At 68.3% G+C, this 17,753-nt stretch carries 16 protein-coding genes; 11 read left to right on the forward strand and 5 right to left on the reverse strand.

Annotated elements, in window-relative coordinates:
• The first annotated feature begins 212 nt into the window (after window positions 1-212).
• The 8 genes from KF707C_RS16120 to KF707C_RS16155 all read left to right on the forward strand — a co-directional run bounded on the left by KF707C_RS16120 (window position 213) and on the right by KF707C_RS16155 (window position 9,040).
• Window positions 213-1,550: an aspartate aminotransferase family protein gene (locus KF707C_RS16120; protein WP_004420760.1), complete on the forward strand. Its 1,338-nt coding sequence runs from the start codon at window positions 213-215 to the stop codon at window positions 1,548-1,550.
• A 178-nt stretch (window positions 1,551-1,728) separates the two neighbouring features.
• The gene (locus tag KF707C_RS16125; RefSeq protein WP_004420759.1) at window positions 1,729-2,388 is read left to right on the forward strand and encodes a helix-turn-helix transcriptional regulator; all 660 of its coding nucleotides are present in this window, start codon (window positions 1,729-1,731) and stop codon (window positions 2,386-2,388) included.
• 109 nt (window positions 2,389-2,497) lie between these two features.
• Window positions 2,498-3,316, forward strand: a complete 819-nt coding sequence (locus tag KF707C_RS16130; protein WP_004420757.1) for a molybdenum cofactor biosynthesis F family protein — start codon at window positions 2,498-2,500, stop codon at window positions 3,314-3,316.
• Window positions 3,313-4,095, forward strand: coding sequence for an SDR family NAD(P)-dependent oxidoreductase (locus KF707C_RS16135; protein ID WP_004420756.1), 783 nt, complete (start codon window positions 3,313-3,315; stop codon window positions 4,093-4,095). Before KF707C_RS16130 ends, KF707C_RS16135 begins: the two co-directional genes overlap by 4 nt.
• 263 nt (window positions 4,096-4,358) lie before the next feature.
• Entirely contained in the window at window positions 4,359-5,606 is a 1,248-nt protein-coding gene (locus KF707C_RS16140) for an MFS transporter (protein ID WP_004420753.1), read from the forward strand.
• A 130-nt stretch (window positions 5,607-5,736) separates the two neighbouring features.
• Window positions 5,737-6,705 carry a helix-turn-helix transcriptional regulator gene (locus KF707C_RS16145; RefSeq protein ID WP_004420750.1) on the forward strand — a complete coding sequence of 323 codons (969 nt, stop codon included), beginning with the start codon at window positions 5,737-5,739 and terminating at the stop codon, window positions 6,703-6,705.
• Window positions 6,706-6,742: 37 nt separating this feature from the next.
• Entirely contained in the window at window positions 6,743-7,903 is a 1,161-nt protein-coding gene (locus KF707C_RS16150; RefSeq protein WP_004420747.1) for an MFS transporter, read from the forward strand.
• A 15-nt stretch (window positions 7,904-7,918) separates the two neighbouring features.
• Window positions 7,919-9,040, forward strand: a complete 1,122-nt coding sequence (locus KF707C_RS16155; RefSeq protein ID WP_004420744.1) for a class II histone deacetylase — start codon at window positions 7,919-7,921, stop codon at window positions 9,038-9,040.
• Between the two features lie 104 nt (window positions 9,041-9,144).
• Here KF707C_RS16155 and KF707C_RS16160 read toward each other — a convergent pair whose 3' ends face one another.
• The 5 genes from KF707C_RS16160 to hpaA all read right to left on the reverse strand — a co-directional run bounded on the left by KF707C_RS16160 (window position 9,145) and on the right by hpaA (window position 14,635).
• Window positions 9,145-10,344 carry a Bcr/CflA family multidrug efflux MFS transporter gene (locus KF707C_RS16160; RefSeq protein WP_004420742.1) on the reverse strand — a complete coding sequence of 400 codons (1,200 nt, stop codon included), beginning with the start codon at window positions 10,342-10,344 and terminating at the stop codon, window positions 9,145-9,147.
• A 60-nt stretch (window positions 10,345-10,404) separates the two neighbouring features.
• The gene (locus tag KF707C_RS16165; protein ID WP_004420740.1) at window positions 10,405-11,727 is read right to left on the reverse strand and encodes a TRAP transporter large permease; all 1,323 of its coding nucleotides are present in this window, start codon (window positions 11,725-11,727) and stop codon (window positions 10,405-10,407) included.
• The gene (locus tag KF707C_RS16170; protein WP_004420738.1) at window positions 11,724-12,254 is read right to left on the reverse strand and encodes a TRAP transporter small permease; all 531 of its coding nucleotides are present in this window, start codon (window positions 12,252-12,254) and stop codon (window positions 11,724-11,726) included. The genes KF707C_RS16165 and KF707C_RS16170 overlap by 4 nt, the downstream gene beginning before the upstream one ends.
• A gap of 6 nt (window positions 12,255-12,260) precedes the next feature.
• Entirely contained in the window at window positions 12,261-13,283 is a 1,023-nt protein-coding gene (locus tag KF707C_RS16175) for a TRAP transporter substrate-binding protein (RefSeq protein ID WP_051050692.1), read from the reverse strand.
• Window positions 13,284-13,717: 434 nt separating this feature from the next.
• Window positions 13,718-14,635, reverse strand: coding sequence for a 4-hydroxyphenylacetate catabolism regulatory protein HpaA (hpaA, locus tag KF707C_RS16180; protein WP_004420735.1), 918 nt, complete (start codon window positions 14,633-14,635; stop codon window positions 13,718-13,720).
• Between the two features lie 166 nt (window positions 14,636-14,801).
• Between hpaA and KF707C_RS16185 the strand changes: the two genes are divergently transcribed.
• The 3 genes from KF707C_RS16185 to hpaE are packed head-to-tail and all read left to right on the forward strand — an operon-like array spanning window position 14,802 to window position 17,708.
• A complete protein-coding gene (locus KF707C_RS16185) occupies window positions 14,802-15,461 on the forward strand; it encodes a fumarylacetoacetate hydrolase family protein (protein WP_004420732.1) in 660 nt (219 codons plus the stop codon).
• A 10-nt stretch (window positions 15,462-15,471) separates the two neighbouring features.
• Complete coding sequence (locus tag KF707C_RS16190; RefSeq protein ID WP_004420731.1) at window positions 15,472-16,245, forward strand: fumarylacetoacetate hydrolase family protein; 774 nt, start codon at window positions 15,472-15,474, stop codon at window positions 16,243-16,245.
• 2 nt (window positions 16,246-16,247) lie between these two features.
• Entirely contained in the window at window positions 16,248-17,708 is a 1,461-nt protein-coding gene (hpaE, locus tag KF707C_RS16195) for a 5-carboxymethyl-2-hydroxymuconate semialdehyde dehydrogenase (RefSeq protein ID WP_004420729.1), read from the forward strand.
• Window positions 17,709-17,753 lie beyond the last annotated feature (45 nt).

A 17,753-nucleotide genomic window follows, 5' to 3' on the forward strand; every position in this document is an offset into this window, starting at 1 on the left:
GGGACGGCCGGGGTTCACGGATAGTCGAGAATCACTCTGCGCCAAGCCCGGAAGGCGATCTTGACCCTGGCTGCCGCCGGATTTGCCAATGGCTGCCAGCCCCCTGGCAGGAAGAGGCAAGCCCGCTGGCAGGCTGGAACAAGTATTCGGCGGCCGCATGGGGCACAAATGGACCCACGCAGCCACACCGCTGCACTCGAGGAGAATTCACCGTGAGCACCAAAGACAACGCCTTCTGGCATCCCATGCTGCACCCCAACGAGATGAAGCAGCGCGAACCCATCCGCATCGTCCGTGGCGAGGGCTGCTACGTCTTCGATGACAAGGGCAACCGCCTGGTGGACGGCGTCGCCGGCCTCTGGAACGTCAACGTCGGCCACGGCCGCAAGGAGATCAAGGCCGCCATCAGCGCCCAGCTGGACGAATTGGAATACTTCCAGCTCTTCGACGGCATCAGCCATCCCCGCGCCGAGGAGCTGGCCGCCAGGGTGATCGGCATGCTGGAGCCGGAAGGCATGCGCCGCGTGGCCTTCAGCTCCGGGGGCTCGGACGCCATCGAGACCGCGCTGAAGCTGGCCCGCCAGTACTGGAAGCTCCAGGGCCAGGCCGATCGCACCAAGTTCATTTCCCTGCGCCAGGGCTACCACGGCACCCACTTCGGCGGCGCCTCGATCAACGGCAACACCGTGTTCCGCCGCAACTACGAGCCGCTGCTGCCGGGCTGCTTCCACATCGACACGCCCTGGCTCTACCGCAACCCCTACAGCCAGGACCCGGAAGAACTGGGGCAGATCTGCGCCGACCTGCTGGAGCGCGAGATCCAGTTCCAGAGCCCCGACACCGTGGCCGCCTTCATCGCCGAGCCCATCCAGGGCGCCGGCGGCGTGATCGTGCCACCGGCCAACTACTGGCCGCTGATCCGCAAGGTCTGCGACAAGTACGGCGTGCTGCTGATCGCCGACGAGATCGTCACCGGCTTCGGTCGCTCGGGTTCCCTGTTCGGCAGCCGCCTGTGGGGCGTCAAGCCGGACATCATGTGCCTGGCCAAGGGCATTTCCTCGGGCTACATCCCCCTGGGCGCCACCACGGTCAACGAGCGCATCGAGCAGGCCTTCGCCGCCAACGGCAACTTCACCGGCGCCATCATGCACGGCTACACCTACTCCGGGCATCCGGTGGCCTGCGCCGCAGCCCTGGCCAACCTGGACATCGTCGAGCAGGAAAACCTGCCGGCCAACGCCGCGAAACAGGGCGAGCACCTGCTCAAGAGCCTGGCCAGCTTCCCCGAGCGCTTCGCCGCAGTGGGCGAGGTACGCGGCAAGGGCCTGATGGTGGCGCTGGACCTGGTGAGCGACAAGGCCACCCGCGAGCCCATCGACCCCCTGGGCGGCTACGCCAACCGCGTCGCCGAGATCGCCCGCGCCAATGGCGTGATGGTCCGCCCGGTGGGCACCAAGATCATCCTCTCGCCACCGCTGGTGATCGAGCGGGAGCAGATCGACACCCTGGTCAACGCCCTGGCCATCGGTTTCCAGGAAGCCCGGTACTGATCCGCTGCGCGACGGCGATGCCGCGGTGGAAACGGCCTTGGCGTGCGCCTCCAGAGGCGTAGACTCGGAGGCCCCAGCCGTTTCCGCCGCGCCCCGCTCCAGCGCGCAAGCGCCGGGTGGTTGATGGGCCAAACATGAGCGCGGCCATGCCGCGTTCTTCCGTTCAGGAGGACGCACCATGCACGACAATTTCGGATTGCAGTGCCTGCAGGCCTTCAGCCGGGTGGTCCCCGCCTCCTGCCTGGTCTTCTACCGGGTGGACCGGAACCTGCGCGCCCGGGACTTCCAGTTGCTGCATATGGATAGGCGCACCCACCGCGACTACCTGGCCCACTACCGCGACTTCGACCCCCTGCAACCCGCTCTCTGCCGGGACGAACGCCAGCCCGTGATCCCGTTGCGCCAGGCCATGGCGCGCCAGGGCGGCGAGGCCCGGCGCATCTACCAGGGCTTCCTCGCCCGCCACGGGATCCGCGACGTGGTGGAGGTGATCGCCCATGATCGGCAACGCCCCCTGGTGGGCATCTCCCTGCTGCGCACGGGTCCGAACCCGGCCTTCGACGCCCGGGAACTCCAGTGCCTGGACGGCCTGCGCGGCCTGCTGGACCTGGCCGTGCGCCAATGGCCGGTGGAGCAGGAAGACCCGCTCCCCACCCTCGCCGCCCTCACGCCCCGCGAACAGCAACTCGCCCTGCTCCTGCGCGAGGGACTGTCCAACAAGGACCTGGCGCGGGAACTGGACCTGGGACTGGCGACGGTGAAGACCCACCTGATCCACCTGTTCCGCAAGACCGGCGCCCGCAGCCGGACGGAGCTGGTGCGCCGGCTGTTTCCCTAGCCTTGCAGGGTGGAGCCGGATGGATCACCCACCTCCACCTTCCGGTTGATACCCGTCCCGGCCCATCCCGCCGACCATGGCCCCATCACCCACCCCGAGGAGATGTGCCATGACCACCCAACCCGAATGGATCACCGTAGGCGCCCTGGCCGACGGATTCGCCCCCGAAGCCTTCATCCTGCCCAGCCTGGCCGACCTCGCCGGGCGCACCTTCACCCTGCACTTCGCCAATGGCTGGCAGATCGAGCACCGCTTCGACGCCCGCCGGGTCAACTGGGCCCTGGCCGACGGCAGCGCCCGTGGCGAGGCCGACTACCGCGCCACCTCGGTACGCGAGGGCCTCTACCTGGTGGATTTCCTCAAGGAAGAAGACGGCCGCCCGGTGTCCGTCAGCCTGGTGCTGGACATCGCCAACGGTGCCTTCACCGCCGTGCTGGGACGCATGCCCAGCGAAGCCGAATGCCGTGGCGACCTGTTCAGCAAGGCGCTGGCCGGTGGCGAACTGACCTCGGTCCGCGCCGACTTCCTCCACGGCAGCCTCGACCGCCCCTGGCAGGACGGCGCCTGCCCCCACGCACCGACCCGCGAACTGGTGGGCCTGCGCAACCTCTACCGCTACAGCCCCACCGAGGTCTACGAGCACATCTACCTGAACGAGAACTTCTACAGCTGGCAATGCCTCAAGGGCGTCGAGCAGGGGCTGGCCGACACCGACCGCTGCCACACCATCAGGATCGCCGACCAGCTCTACCTCTTCGTCTGGCGCGAGAAGATCGTCCCGACCCTGGGCGTGATCCTGATCGACCTGCAGAAGCACCGCAGCGACGGCAAGATCTGCGGCTACGCCGGTGGCGACTTCGGCCAGCTGTCGAACTTCCCGGTCAGCTCCCACTGCAGCATCCTCAACCACACGGATTACCCGCAATGAAAAGCCGCACCGTGCTCATCACCGGCGCGGGCACCGGCATAGGCGCCGCCTGCGCGCGGCGCCTCGCCAGCGAAGGGGCGAACCTGGTGCTGATGGGGCGCCGCGTCGCGCCCCTGGAAGCGGTGGCCGCCGAAACCGGCGGCCTGGTGCTGGCGGCGGACGTCGCCAGCAGCGCCGACTGGCCGCGCTGCATCGCGGCCATCGTCGAACGCTTCGGCGGCCTCGACGGGGTGATCGCCAACGCCGGCGGCCATGGCCTGGGCAGCGCAACGGACACCGGCGATGACGACTGGCAGGCCGCCATGCGGGCCAACCTCGACAGTGCCTTCCACACGGCTCGCGCCTGCCTGCCCCTGCTGGTGCAACGGCGCGGCTCCATGGTGCTGATGGCCTCCATTGCCGCGCTGGCGGCCGGCGAAGGCGTGTGCGGCTACACCACCGCCAAGCACGCGCTCATCGGCCTGACCCGCTCCCTGGCGCGGGACTATGGCCCCCAGGGCGTGCGCGTCAACGCGGTCTCACCGGGCTGGGTGCGCACGCCCATGGCCGACGCCGAGATGCAGCCACTGATGGAGCGCCACGGCGAAAGCCTGGACGCGGCCTACGCGCGGGTCACCGCCGAGGTGCCGCTGCGGCGCCCGGCCAGCCCGGAGGAGATCGCCAGCGTCTGCCGCTTCCTGCTGGGCGACGAGTCCGCCATCGTCACCGGCATCAACCTGGTGGCCGACGGCGGCTCCAGCATCGTCGACGTGCCGACCCTGGCCTTCGGCCGCGGCTAGCCCCCCGTTGCGGTCGTAGGAGCCGGCTTGCCGGCGAATGGCACAGACCTGTTCGCGAGCAAGCTCGCTCCTACCGGAGCGGCAGGTCCGTAGGAGCCGGCTTGCCGGCGAATGCGCGGCCCCGTTCGCGAGCAAGCTCGCTCCTACCAGAGCGGCAGGCCCGCCGTCCCCGCAACGCTGAAATACCCCACGCGAAGGCACCGGCCGGGCCGGAAAATACATTAAGATATTAACCGTCATCCCCCCTGTCCCTGCCTGCCCCGATGCCCGACTCCCGCTCCTGGCCCACGCCCATCCGCGCCCTGCGTCATCCGAACTTCCGTCTCTACTTCACCGGCCAGGCCGTTTCCACGCTGGGCAGCTGGCTGCAGCAGGTGGCACTGGCCTGGCTGATCTACCGCCTCACCGGCTCGGCGGCGCTGCTCGGGGTCACCACCTTCGCCTCGCTGCTGCCGCAGCTGCTGGTGGGGCCCCTGGCGGGGGCGTGGATCGACCGGCATGACAAGCGCCGCCTGCTGATCGGCGTACAGGGTTTGCTGGGGCTCCAGGCCATCGCCCTGACGGTGCTGACGGCGACCGGCCTGATCGGCCCGACGCTGATCGTCCTGATGGCGGCAGTCCTGGGGGTGCTGAATGCCTTCGATACGCCGCTGCGGCAGTCGCTGCTCAGCCAGTTCGTCAGCGGCAAGGAGGACCTGCCCAACGCCCTGGCGCTGAACGCCATGCTGTTCAACGCTTCGCGCTTCATCGGCCCGCCGCTGGCCGGCCTGCTGCTGGGGTTCACCAGTGAAGCCACCTGTTTCGCCCTCAATGCCCTCTCCTACCTGGGCCTGGCCGCCGGGCTGCTGGTCATCCGCATGGCGCCCACGCCCCGGGCGGCCGGTTCCACCGGGGATGTGTTCCGCGAGGGGCTGACCTACGTCGCCGCCCAACCGCCCATTCGCCAGATGATGCTCAGCGTGCTGGTGGTCAACCTCACCGCCTCCAGCTACGCGGTGCTGCTGCCGGTGTTCGCCAAGGACATCTTCGCCGGCGACGCCCGCACCCTGGGCTGGCTCTGGGGCGCCGCCGGCCTGGGGTCCCTGGTGGGAACCCTGCTGCTCGCCAACCGCCATGCCCTGACCAGCCTGGTCGGCACCATCCTGGCCTGCGCCCTGGCCGGCGGCGCCGGGTTGCTGGCCTTCGCCGCCAGCCAGCACCTGGCCCTGTCCCTGCTGGCCATGGCGGTGATCGGCTTCTCCATCACCAACTGCAACGTCGGCACCAACATCCTCCTGCAGAGCCTCGCGCCGGAACGCCTGCGGGGTCGCGTGGTATCGCTCTACACCTCGACGCGCTTCGGCTTCGACGCTATCGGCGGCCTGCTGGTGGGCATCCTCGCCGAGCAGGTTGGCGCGCCCTGGGCCATGGCCAGCGCCGGGTTCCTGCTGCTGGGCTACTGCGCCTGGCTGCTGCCTCGGCAACGACGCCTGGCCCGGCAAGTCGCCGACGCACCCCGGGAGGACGGCTGACCCGCCATCCTGCATCTGCAGGATGGCGACCCCGAGGCGCACGGCTCGATACTGCCCGGACCGCACCACGTTGCCCGTCACGGACAGGCGGGTGACCGAAGCATAACGAGGTCGCACCTGGGGGTTATCCATGAGCAGGATCGCCACTGAACTGCTGGACGCATTCAGCAGCACCACGCTGGAGCTGCAGCGCCTGGCCCGAGACACACCCATCGAACGCTTCCGCAGCCTGGCCCTGGCCGAACTCCAGCGCCTGTTGCCCTTCCACAAGGCCTGGTGGGGACGTTCGGCCATGAACGACGGTATTCCCGAGCCCCAGAGTTCCCACCTGCACAACCTGCCGGCGCGCTACGTGACCGATTGGCAGCTTATCCGCCACGAGGACACCACCATCGACCGGGTCCACGCCAACCTGGGCCAGGCGGCCATCGTCGACCTTCACGCCACGGACACCCCGCCCGGCCTGCGCTGGCTGGGGGAGCGCTACGGCATCGGCGAACTGCTCTGCATCGTTCACACCGATCCGGAGACCGCCCTCAGCGATCATCTGGCCCTGTACCGGAATCCGGGTGCACCCCGCTTCACCGGCCAGGACCGCTTGCTGATCAACCAGTTGATGCGTCACCTGGTAGTGGCGGTCTCCACCAACCAGATCCACACCCTCGCCAACCGGCGGGAGGGCCTGTCCAATCCCCGCAACCTGGCCCTGGCGATCTGCGACGCCCGAGGCATCCTGCACTGCGCCGAACGTGGCTTCGTCGAACTGCTGCTGAGCGAATGGCCGGACTGGACCGGCCCCCGGCTACCCATGTCGCTGGACCCGCTGGCCCCGCAGGACTGCCGGCTGCAGATCGAGGTGTCCGCCGCCGGCGATCTGCTGCTGGTCGCCGCCCGCAGCCTGGTTCCCTTGCAGCGGCTCAGCGCCCGCGAGAACGATGTGGCCCAGCGTTTCGGCGAAGGCATGACCTACAAGGAAATCGCCCGCGAACTGGGCGTGGCGCCCAATACCGTGCGCCACCACATCCGCACCATCTATTCCAAGCTCGGCGTGAACGACAAGGCCCGCATCGCCCAGTTGCTCCACGCGCCGCCCGACTGAGCCCCGCTCCCCGCCCTTCCGACCCAGGAGCCCCGCCATGGCCCGTTCCCCGTCCACGCCCCCGGCCCTGCTCGCCGCCATCGTCCTCTTCGCCGCCATCACTCCCGCCGTGCTGATGACCGCCCCGGCCCTGGCCGCCCAGCTCGCCAGCCAGTGGCAACTGAGCCCGGGGCAGATCGGCGACCTGTTTTCCGCCGAGCTGGGGGCCATGAGCCTGGCCACCCTGCCCGCCATCTGGTGGCTCAAGCGCGTGAACTGGCGCCTCGCGGCACTGCTGGCCGGGACCCTGTTCGTCACCGGCAACCTCGCCTCGGCCTGGGCGGAGGGTTACACCACCCTGGTGATCCTTCGTTTCCTCACCGCCCTGGCGGGTGGCTCGCTGATGATCCTCTGCCTCTCCAGCGCCGCCACCACCGACAACCCCAGCCGGGTCTACGGCCTGTGGGTCATGGGCCAACTGGTGCTGGGCGCCATCGGACTGGCGCTGCTGCCGAAGCTGTTCGCCTCCCAGGGCCTCGCCTCCGGCTACCTGCTGCTGGCGGCTCTCGGCCTGCTGGTGCTGCCCCTGGCCCGCGCCTTCCCGAGTGGTGCGCAATCACCGGCACAGGCTCGGAGCGAGGATTACGGCGCTCCCCCGCTCAGGGTGGGCCTCGGCATCCTGGGCCTGCTGGGCTTCTACATTGCGCTCTCCGGGGTCTGGACCTTCATCGGTGCCATGGGCGAGAGCGCCGGACTGGATGCCCAGGCCAATGGCAATGTCCTCGCCATCGCCACCCTGATGGGCATTCTCGGCGCCGTCATCGCGGCCGTGATCGGTGAACGCCTGCCCCGTGTGCCATCGCTCTGGCTCGGTTTCGGCCTGATGGCGCTGTCCACCCTGCTGCTGCTCGGGCAACCGCAACTGGCGCGCTTCGCCATCGCCGCCCTGGTGTTCAAGTTCACCTGGACCTATGTGCTGCCGTTCATCCTCGCCAGCCTCGCGGACCTGGACCCGAGCGGGCGCCTGATGAACCTCAGCAACCTGGTGATCGGCGGCGGCCTCGCCCTGGGACCGGCCCTGGCCGGACGCCTGATCGAGCGCCAGGGCGGTTTCGACGGCCTGCTGCTGGCCGCAGCCGTCATCACGCTCCTGTCCCTGCTGGCCGTGCTCGGCAGCCGCGAGCGCGGCCGCGCGGTCGCGTCCTTCGATTCCCACTGACCCGGAGTCCTCCCCATGAGCCGCCGTACCGCGTTCCTGTTCGATGAACACTGCCTCTGGCACAGCGCCGCCCGCCTCCACGCCCTGACCCTGCCCGTGGGCGGCTGGGTGCAGCCCCCCGCCGCCGCCGGCCATGCCGAATCCCCGGAAACCAAGCGGCGCCTGAAGAGCCTGATGGATGTTTCCGGCCTGACCCGAGCCTTGCAGGTCAGCAGCGCCCCGCCCGCCGATGAGGAAGACCTGCTGCGGGTTCACCCGTCCCATTACCTGGCACGCTTCAAGGCCCTCAGCGACGCCGGTGGCGGCGACCTGGGCGACGAGGCCTCGGTGGGCCCCGGCAGCTATGAGATCGCCAGGCTATCGGCGGGCCTGGCCCTGGCCGCCGTGGACACCGTGTTGAAAGGTGAGGCGGACAACGCCTACGCCCTGTCGCGACCGCCGGGCCACCACTGCCTCCCGGACCAGGCGATGGGCTTCTGCTTCCTGGCCAATATCGCCATCGCCATCGAGGCGGCCAAGGCACGCCACGGCCTGGGCAAGGTGGCGGTGATCGACTGGGACGTGCACCACGGCAACGGCACCCAGGCCATCTACTACCGGCGCCCCGACGTGCTGACCCTCTCCCTGCACCAGGACGGCTGCTTCCCGCCTGGCTACAGCGGCGCGGACGACCAGGGAGAAGGTGCGGGCCTGGGCGCCAACCTCAATATCCCGCTGCTGCCCGGCAGCGGCCACGCCGCCTACCTCGACGCCATGGAGCGCATCGTCATCCCGGCGCTGGAGCGCTTCCGGCCGGAACTGATAGTCGTCGCCTGCGGCTACGACGCCAACGCCGTGGATCCACTGGCCCGCATGCTGCTGCACAGCGACAGCTTCCGCGCCATGACCCAGCGGCTGCGCGAGGCCGCCGAGCGGCTCTGCCAGGGGCGCCTGGTCATGGTGCATGAAGGCGGCTACGCCGAAGCCTACGTGCCCTTCTGCGGCCTGGCGGTGATGGAGGAACTCGCCGGCATCCGCACCGAGGTCGTCGACCCGCTCCGCGACTTCATCGAGCTGCAACAACCCGGCGAGGCCCATCGCCGGTTGCAGAGCGAGCTGATCGGCGACCTGGCCCAAGCCTTTGGCCTGGCTGGCTGAACCGCTCCGGGATGGCGACGCGTGGGCGTCACTGGGCCAGGGGTCAAGCGCACTGAGGATCCGGTACCTTGGACGCCGTGCGCGCGGTGCGCACCGCCATCAGCTCAGGCCACCACCGCTTCGCGCCGCACGGCCAGGCGCAGGGAGAGGAAGGCACCCAGGCCACAGAGGGCGACAACCAGGCACATGGGCCAGGCCGATCCGTCGTGCAGCAGGCCCACGGCGCCGCTGGCCAGGGCGCCCAGGCCGAACTGGCCGGCCACCGCCAGGGCCGCGGCGGCACCGGCGCGCTGGGGGAACAGGGCCATCAGGCTGGCGATGGCGTTGGCGCCGAGCATCCCGGTGACGCTGACGTAGAGCAGCAACCCCAGGGCGACGCCCCACCAACCCAGCGCTGGCTGGGTCGCCGCCAGCAGCAGCCAGAGCCCGGCCAGGGCGGACACCACGGAGCCCCGACGCAACATGATCTCGGGCCCCAGTGGCCCCACCAGGCGAGCATTGAGGAAGGTGGCCACTATCACCCCGGCGATGTTGGCGCCGAACAGCAGGGCGTACTGCGACGGCGAAAATCCGAAGCGCTCGATGAAGACGAACGGCGAGGCGGTGATGTAGGCGAACATGCCCGCGAAGGACAGCTCCATGCACAACATCAGCCCCACGGCGCGCGGCTGGCGAAGGATCGACAGGTAGGCCGCGAAGGCGCTGGCCAACGAGTGCCCGCGCGCTTCGCCCCGGTGGGTTTCCGGCACCCAGCACCACACCGCGAGGGCGCAGAGCGCAGCGAACCCCAGCAGGCCGACGAAGATCGAGCGCCAGCCCGCCAGCTGCATCAGCCAGCTGCCCAGCAGCGGCGCCACCAGGGTGGCGAGCATGGTCACCAGGTGCATCAGCGACAGCACCCGCGCGGACTGCTGCAGGGGAAACAGGTCGCGCACGATGGTCCGCGCCAGCACCGAGGCCGCCGCACCGCCAAGGGCCTGCAGGCCGCGCCAGAGCAGCAGCTGGTCCGCGCTCCGCACCAGGGCGCAACCGAGGCTGGCGACGACGTAGAGGAGGATGCCGCCCAGCAGCAGCGGGCGCCGACCGTAGCGATCCGACAACGGGCCGTAGAACAGCATGCCGAGGCACAGCCCCACCAGGAACACGCTGATGCTGTGCTGCACCTGCCGTTCGCTGGCACCCAGTTCGCCCGCCAGGGTCGGCAGGCTGGGCAGGTACATGTCGATGGACAGCGGCGCGAAGGCCACCAGGGCCGCCAGCAGGACGATGAGGCCACGGCCTTTCGGCGCGAGAGGCTGGGTCATGGTTCGGTATCCACTCGGGAAGGATGCCGGCGGGCCGTGCACGACGGCCCGCCGGCAGGGTCAGAGACTGAGCAGCCAGAGGCAGATCCCCGGAAAGGCCACCAGCAGGACGATGCGCACCAGGTCCGAGGCGAGGAACGGCAGCACGCCCTTGGCCGTCTCCAGGTAGGGCACGTCGCGGGCCACCTTGTTGACGATGAACAGGTTCATCCCCAGGGGCGGGTGGATCAGGCCGATCTCCACCACCATCAGGGCGAGGATGCCGAACCAGATGGATTTCTGGACCTCGGTCATGCCGTAGAAGTCCAGCCCCATCACCACCGGGTAGAAGATCGGGATGGTCAGGAGGATCATCGCCAGTGAATCCATGACGCAGCCCAGCACCAGGTACAGCAGGAGGATGGTGCAGAGCACCAGCATCGGCGCGAAGCCGCTCTGCTTGACCCACTCCGCCAGCTCCGTCGGCATCTGGGTCAGGGCCAAGCCGGAGTTCAGCAAGTCCGCCCCCAGCAGCACCAGGAAGATCATCGCCGTGGTCTCGGCGGTGCCCAAGAGGCTCAGGCGCATCCCCGTCCAGCGCATGCCCCCCTGGAACACGGCCAGCAGCCCGCAGGCCGCCGCACCGATGGAGGCCGCCTCGGTGGGGTTGGCCCAGCCGCCGTAGATGCCGACTATCACCACCACGAACACCCCCAGCACCGGCAGCACCTGGAGGAACGCCTTGAAGCGCTCGGCGACGCTGGCCGGCTCGCTGTAGCGGTGGCCCTCCGGCTCTCGGGCGACCATCAGGCGCACCACGATCAAGTAGCCCAGGGCCGCCAGCAGGCCCGGCACCACAGCGGCGACGAACAGCTTGGCGATGGATTCCTGGGTCAGCACCGCATAGATGATCAGCGGTACCGAAGGTGGAATCAGGATGCCCAGGGTGCCGCCCGCCGCCACTGTGGCGGTGGCCAGCCGCCCCGAATAGTTGTGCCGGCGCAGTTCCGGCAAGGCCACCTGGCTCATGGTGGCCGAGGTGGCCAGGGACGAGCCGCAGATAGCGCCGAAGCCGGCGCAGGCACCGATGGCCGACATGCCCAGGCCGCCGCGCAGGTGGCCGACGAAGGCCGCGGCGCAGCGGAAGATGGCGCGCGACAGGCCGCCGTGGGTGGCGAACTGCCCCATCAGCACGAACAGCGGAATCACCGCCAGGTCGTAGTTGGACAGGCGCGACCAGGCCAGGTTGTTGAGGCTGAACAGCAGCGCGGAGCCATCGCCCTGGTTCACCGCCAGAAAGCACAGGGCGCCGCCGACCATCATGGTCAGGCCGATATGCACCCGCAGTACCAGCAGGACGAAGGTGGCGGCCAGCGCCAGCAGGCCGAGACCGAGACCGCTCATGGGCGTGGCTCCCCGGTCAGGCAATGGATGGTTCGGGCCGCGGCGGTGACCGCCAGCAGCGCCAGGCTGGGCACGATCAGGGTCAGGGGCAGCCACAGGGGAATGGACAGCAGCGTGGAGACTTCGCCGTACTCGCGGCTCTCCAGTACCTGCAGGCCGGTGCGCCAGGCCAGCACCAGCGCCGCCAGCAGGCAGAGGCCGTGGGCGATGGCGTCCAGCCAGGCCTGGGCCCGTGCCGGCAGCTTCAGGGTGAAGGCGTCCACCTTGATGTGCTGGCCACGCAGCTCGCACAGCGGCAGGAAGGCGGCGATGGCCACCGCCGCGCCGATCTCCATCAGTTCGATATCACCCTGGATGGGGGTGGCGAACAGCTTGCGGCCGATGATGGACACCAGGGACATGCCCACCAGGGCGAGCAGGATCAGGCCACCGCCCAGGGCGAACCCCTGGGCGGTACGCAGCAGCGCGCGGCTGGCCAGGCCGGCCCCCTCGGCGGGGGCGTTGTCGAAGGAGAGGGACTCGTTCATCGGCGATCACCGGGCGCTGGCGGAGAGCGTGCGAGCGCCCTCCAGCAGGGCCTTGCCATCCAGGCCCTTGCCGCTGGCGTCCGCCGCCCAGGCATCGGCCACCGGCGCGGCGGCCTGGCGCATGGCGTCGTAGGCGCGCTCGTCGATGCTCACCAGCTGCTCGACCGGGGTCTTCTCGCGGGCCGCGTCCAGGAACCTGTCCCAGGCCTGGGCGAAGCGCTCGTTCAGCGCCGGGCCGCTGTTGCGCTCGATGATGGCGCGCAGGTCCTCGGGCAGGCTGTCGAACTTGCGCGGGTTCATCAGCATGGCCAGCACGGTGTAGGAGAAGGCGGGCTGGCCGGCCGGGATGGTGGAGTGATGGTCGGTGACTTCATCCAGCTTGGTGGGCGGCACCACCTCCCAGGAGGCCAGGGCGCCGTCCACCACGCCCTTGGAAATGGACTCGGTCATCTGCGCCGGCGGCATGCTCACCGGCGTCGCCCCCAGGGCCTCCACCAACTTCGCCGCCGTCCGGCTGGAGGCCCGCAGCTTCAGGTCCTTGAGGTCTTCCAGGCGGGCCACGGGCTTGCCCCGGGTGTGGATGTCCATGCCGCCGTCACCGTGGACGGACAGCACCTTGTAGCCCTTGAAGTCGTCCCTGGCGTACTGCTCGTAGTACTGCCAGATGATCGGATTGCTGGCCCTGGCCCCTGTCGGAAGCATGAAGGGCAGCTCCATGGCCTCGATGCGCGGGAACTTGCCCGCCGAATAGGCCGGCGCGGTCCAGACGATGTCGGCGACCCCGTTGCGCGCCATGTCGGCCAGCTTGGCCGGCGTGCCTCCCAGCTGCATGGAGGGATAGAGCTGGCACTTCAACCGGCCGCCGGACTCCTCTCTCAGTTGCTCGCACCAGGGCTCGATGATGTTGCGCTGGGCGTTGGAATTGGCAGGCAGGAAGTGCGCGACCTTGAGGGTGTAGGTGGTTTCCGCGAAAGCTGCGGCCGACGTGCAGGTGGCAGCGAAGAGGACGGCGAGCGTGGACATCTTCATGGGGTGAGCCTCGTTGTTCTTGTACTCGGGTGCGCCGGCCAATCCGCTGTTCCGCATCGCCGGCGATGATCTCGTTAACAGATTAAAGATCTCGTTAACACATTAATCTTTTGGTCGTCCCTGTCAACAACAGACAAGTCGCTCCAGCCGGCCAAAAAGGCCCGTTAATTCAAATTAAATATTTATTTCTCAATCACTTAACAATAGAAAAGAAAATCTTTGCGCAGCTCACAGCGCGGCTGCCCTGGCAGGCATACACAAGGAAGATGAGCATTAAAATGTTAACCAGATACTGACAGTCCGATCCTCCATCCGCTACGCCGTCGGCCCTGCGAACGGCCAACAGGAGACGGAAGCAATGACTCCGCCTCCCGGGATTGGCCCCCCAAGGAACAGTCCGCATCGACCAATGCCAGGACACAGGCCGGCTCCGCTCAGCGCCAGGCCTCCTCCTTGTCCGCCGCCTTGCGCTGGCGGTATTCGCCGGGGCTCATGCCGGCGTTGCGGGCGAAGAAGCGGCTGAAGTAGGCCGGGTCCTTGAACCCCAGCAGGTAGCAGATCTCGTTGGCCGAACTGCCGGTGAACAGCAGCAGGCGCTTGGCCTCCTGCATCACCCGGTCGTGGATCAGGCGCTTGGACGGCAGGTCCGCCACCCGACGGCAGATGTCGTTCAGCCGCGCCTCCGTCACCCCCATCTCGCTGGCGTACTGCGCAAGCGGCCAGTGCTCCGGGTAATGCGCCTCGATCAACGCATTGAAGCGGTGGAATACCTGCAGGTCCTCGTGCCGTGCCGGCTGGGCCTTCAGGGAGCGGGCGGAGAGCCGCAACAGGCTGATGAAGATCAGCCGGGTCAGGGCCGACAGCGCCTCGTCCCGCCCGGGGCGGTCGGCGGCGAACTCCGAGCGCAACTGGTCGAACAGCAGGTCCAGGCGCCGCACCTCCTCCTGCAAGGCCTCCCCCAGTTCGGCGAAGGCGACGCACACGGGGGCGATCTGCGGCCCCTCCGCCAGGCCTCGCTCGGCCTCCAGCAACGGCCAGACCAGTTGCTGGCGCACCGTCAGCACATGGCCGTCGGCGTCCTGCTCGGTGACGAAGGCGTGGGGAATGGTGGGCGGCGTGAGGAAGAACAGCGGCCCTTCCTGGCGGTACTGCTGCTCGTCCAGGTACACCCGCACGGCGCCGCTCTTCACGTAGTGCACCTGGAAGAAGCGGTCATGGCGGTGCACGGGCATGTTCCGGCCGAAGAAATCCGCCAGCTTGCCCAGGGCCTCGTAGTGCACCTCGGCGTCGGCGTAACGCTGGTCGTAGACCTGGCCGATGTTGATGTTGGGGATGGGTTGACGCTCTGCCATGGCGACCTTTCTCCGCTGCTTTGCCCACCTTCGATGACGAAAGGCGACAGCGCAAGACTTGACGTTCATTAACATGTTAAATATAACGTTAACACATTAACGAGATCCTCGTTTCGGGTGACGCCCCATCTGGGCCCACCCGTTTTTTCTGCCACAGGAGACGACCATGCGCCCCGCACTCGACCACGTCGCCACCGGCACCCTGTTCGGCGTCGCGCTGAACTACCGGGGCCTGCTGGAGAGCCGTCTGGAGGAATTCCAGCAACCGCCCTACCAGAAGCCGCCGGTGAAGCCGGTGCTCTTCATCAAGACCCCGAACACCCGCAATGGCCATGGCCAGCCGGTGGTGTATCCCAAGGGCGTCGAGCGCCTGCAACCCGGCCCCGCCCTCGGCGTGGTGATCGGCAGGAACGCCAGCCGCGTCAGCGCCGCCGCCGCCATGGACCACGTGGCCGGCTACGTCATCGTCAATGAATTCAGCCTGCCGGAAGAGAGTTACTACCGCCCGGCGGTCAAGGCCAAGTGCCGCGACGGCTTCTGCCCGATCGGCCCGGAATTCGTTCCCGCCGCCGAGGTGCGGGACCCGCACGCGCTGACGCTGAAGCTCTTCGTCAACGGCGAGCTGCGCCAGGAAAACACCACGGCGAACCTGGTGCGCGGCATCCCCCGACTGATCGAGGAAATCAGCGAGTTCATGACCCTGCACGAGGGCGACGTGCTGATCACCGGCACCCCGGAAGGCCGTGTCGACGTGCAGCCGGGGGACCTGGTGGAAGTGGAAATCACCGGCCTCGGCCGCCTCGCCAACACCCTGGTCGCGGAATAAGGAGCCCCCGATGAAACACGCACGCATCCGTTTCCAGGGCGAAGTCCACGCCGTGACCGTCGAAGACGGCAACGCCGTTCGCCTCGCCGATGGCCGCCTCTTGGCCGAGGACCAGGTCGAGTGGCTGCCGCCGGCCACCGGCAGCATGTTCGCCCTGGGCCTGAACTACGCCGACCACGCCGCCGAGCTGGCCTTCAAGGCCCCCACCGAGCCCCTGGCCTTCATCAAGTCGCCGGGCACCTACACCGGCCACAACCAGGTCACCTGGCGCCCGGACAACGTCGCCTACATGCACTACGAGTGCGAGCTGGTGGCGGTGATCGGCAAGCCCGCGCGCAACGTGAAACGCGGGGACGCCCTCCAGTACCTGGCCGGCTACACCGTTTGCAACGACTACGCCATCCGCGATTTTCTCGAGAACTACTACCGCCCCAACCTGCGGGTGAAGAACCGCGACGCCACCACCCCGGTCGGCCCCTGGATAGTCGATGCCAGCGACGTGCCCGATCCCTCGAAGCTCAAGCTGCGCACCTGGGTCAACGGCGAGCTGAAGCAGGAAGGCACCACCGCGGACATGATCTTCGACATCCCCTACCTCATCGAATACTTCTCCAGCTTCATGACCCTGCAGCCGGGCGACATGATCGCCACTGGCACGCCGGAAGGCCTGGCCGACGTGGTGCCCGGCGATGAAGTGGTGGTGGAAGTGGAAGGCGTGGGTCGCCTGGTCAACCGGATCGTCAGCGAAGCCGAGTTCTTCGCGTCCCGTAACAACGAGGTTTGAACATGATCAAGCACTGGATCAACGGCCAGGAAGTCGAAAGCAAAGAGACCTTCGTCAACTACAACCCGGCCACCATGGACCCCATTGGCGAAGTCGCCAGCGGGGGCGCCGAGGAAATCGCCGCCGCCGTGGCCGCCGCCAAGGCGGCCTTCCCCAAGTGGGCCAACACCCCAGCGAAAGAGCGCGCCAAGCTGATGCGCAAGCTGGGCGAGCTGATCGACCAGAACGTGCCGCACCTGGCCGAACTGGAGACCCTGGACACCGGCCTGCCGATCCACCAGACCAAGAACGTGCTGATCCCCCGCGCGTCCCACAACTTCGAGTTCTTCGCCGAGGTCTGCACCCGCATGGACGGCCACAGCTACCCGGTGGACGACCAGATGCTCAACTACACCCTCTACCAGCCGGTGGGCGTGTGCGGCCTGGTCTCGCCGTGGAACGTGCCGTTCATGACCGCCACCTGGAAGACCGCGCCCTGCCTGGCCCTGGGCAACACCGCGGTGCTGAAGATGAGCGAACTGTCGCCGCTGACCGCCAACGAACTGGGCCGCCTGGCCCTGGAAGCCGGTATCCCTAAAGGCGTGCTGAACGTGGTGCAGGGCTTTGGGGCCACCGCCGGCGACGCCCTGGTCCGTCACCCCGACGTGCGCGCCATCTCCTTCACCGGCGGCACCGCCACCGGTCGCAAGATCATGCAGACCGCCGGCCTGAAGAAATACTCCATGGAGCTGGGCGGCAAGTCGCCGGTGCTGATCTTCGATGACGCCGACCTCGAACGCGCCCTCGACGCCGCGCTGTTCACCATCTTCTCGCTGAACGGCGAGCGCTGCACCGCAGGCTCGCGCATCTTCATCCAGGAGAGCGTCTACGACCGCTTCGTCGCCGAGTTCGCCGCCCGCGCCAAACGGCTGATCGTCGGCGACCCGCAGGACCCGAAGACCCAGGTCGGCTCGATGATCACCCAGGCCCACTACGACAAGGTCACCGGCTACATTCGCATCGGCATCGAGGAAGGCGCCACCCTGCTGGCCGGCGGCCTGGAGCGCCCGGCGGGCCTGCCGGCGCATCTCGCCCGTGGCCAGTTCATCCAGCCCACGGTGTTCGCCGACGTGGACAACCGCATGCGCATCGCCCAGGAGGAAATCTTCGGCCCGGTGGTGTGCCTGATGAAGTTCAAGGACGAGGCCGAGGCGCTGCAACTGGCCAATGACACCGAGTACGGACTGGCCTCCTACATCTGGACCCAGGACATCGGCAAGGCCCACCGCCTGGCCCGTGGCATCGAAGCCGGCATGGTCTTCATCAACAGCCAGAACGTGCGCGACCTGCGCCAGCCGTTCGGCGGCGTGAAAGGCTCCGGCACCGGCCGCGAAGGTGGCCAGTACAGCTTCGAGGTCTTCGCCGAGATCAAGAACGTATGCCTCTCCATGGGGAGCCACCACATTCCCCGCTGGGGCCTTTGAATAGGCGCGCCCCGCTTGCCTTGGCGCGAGGGGCGCCGCATAACG

The organism is Pseudomonas furukawaii, assembly GCF_002355475.1.
GTDB classification, from domain to species: Bacteria; Pseudomonadota; Gammaproteobacteria; order Pseudomonadales; family Pseudomonadaceae; genus Metapseudomonas; species Metapseudomonas furukawaii.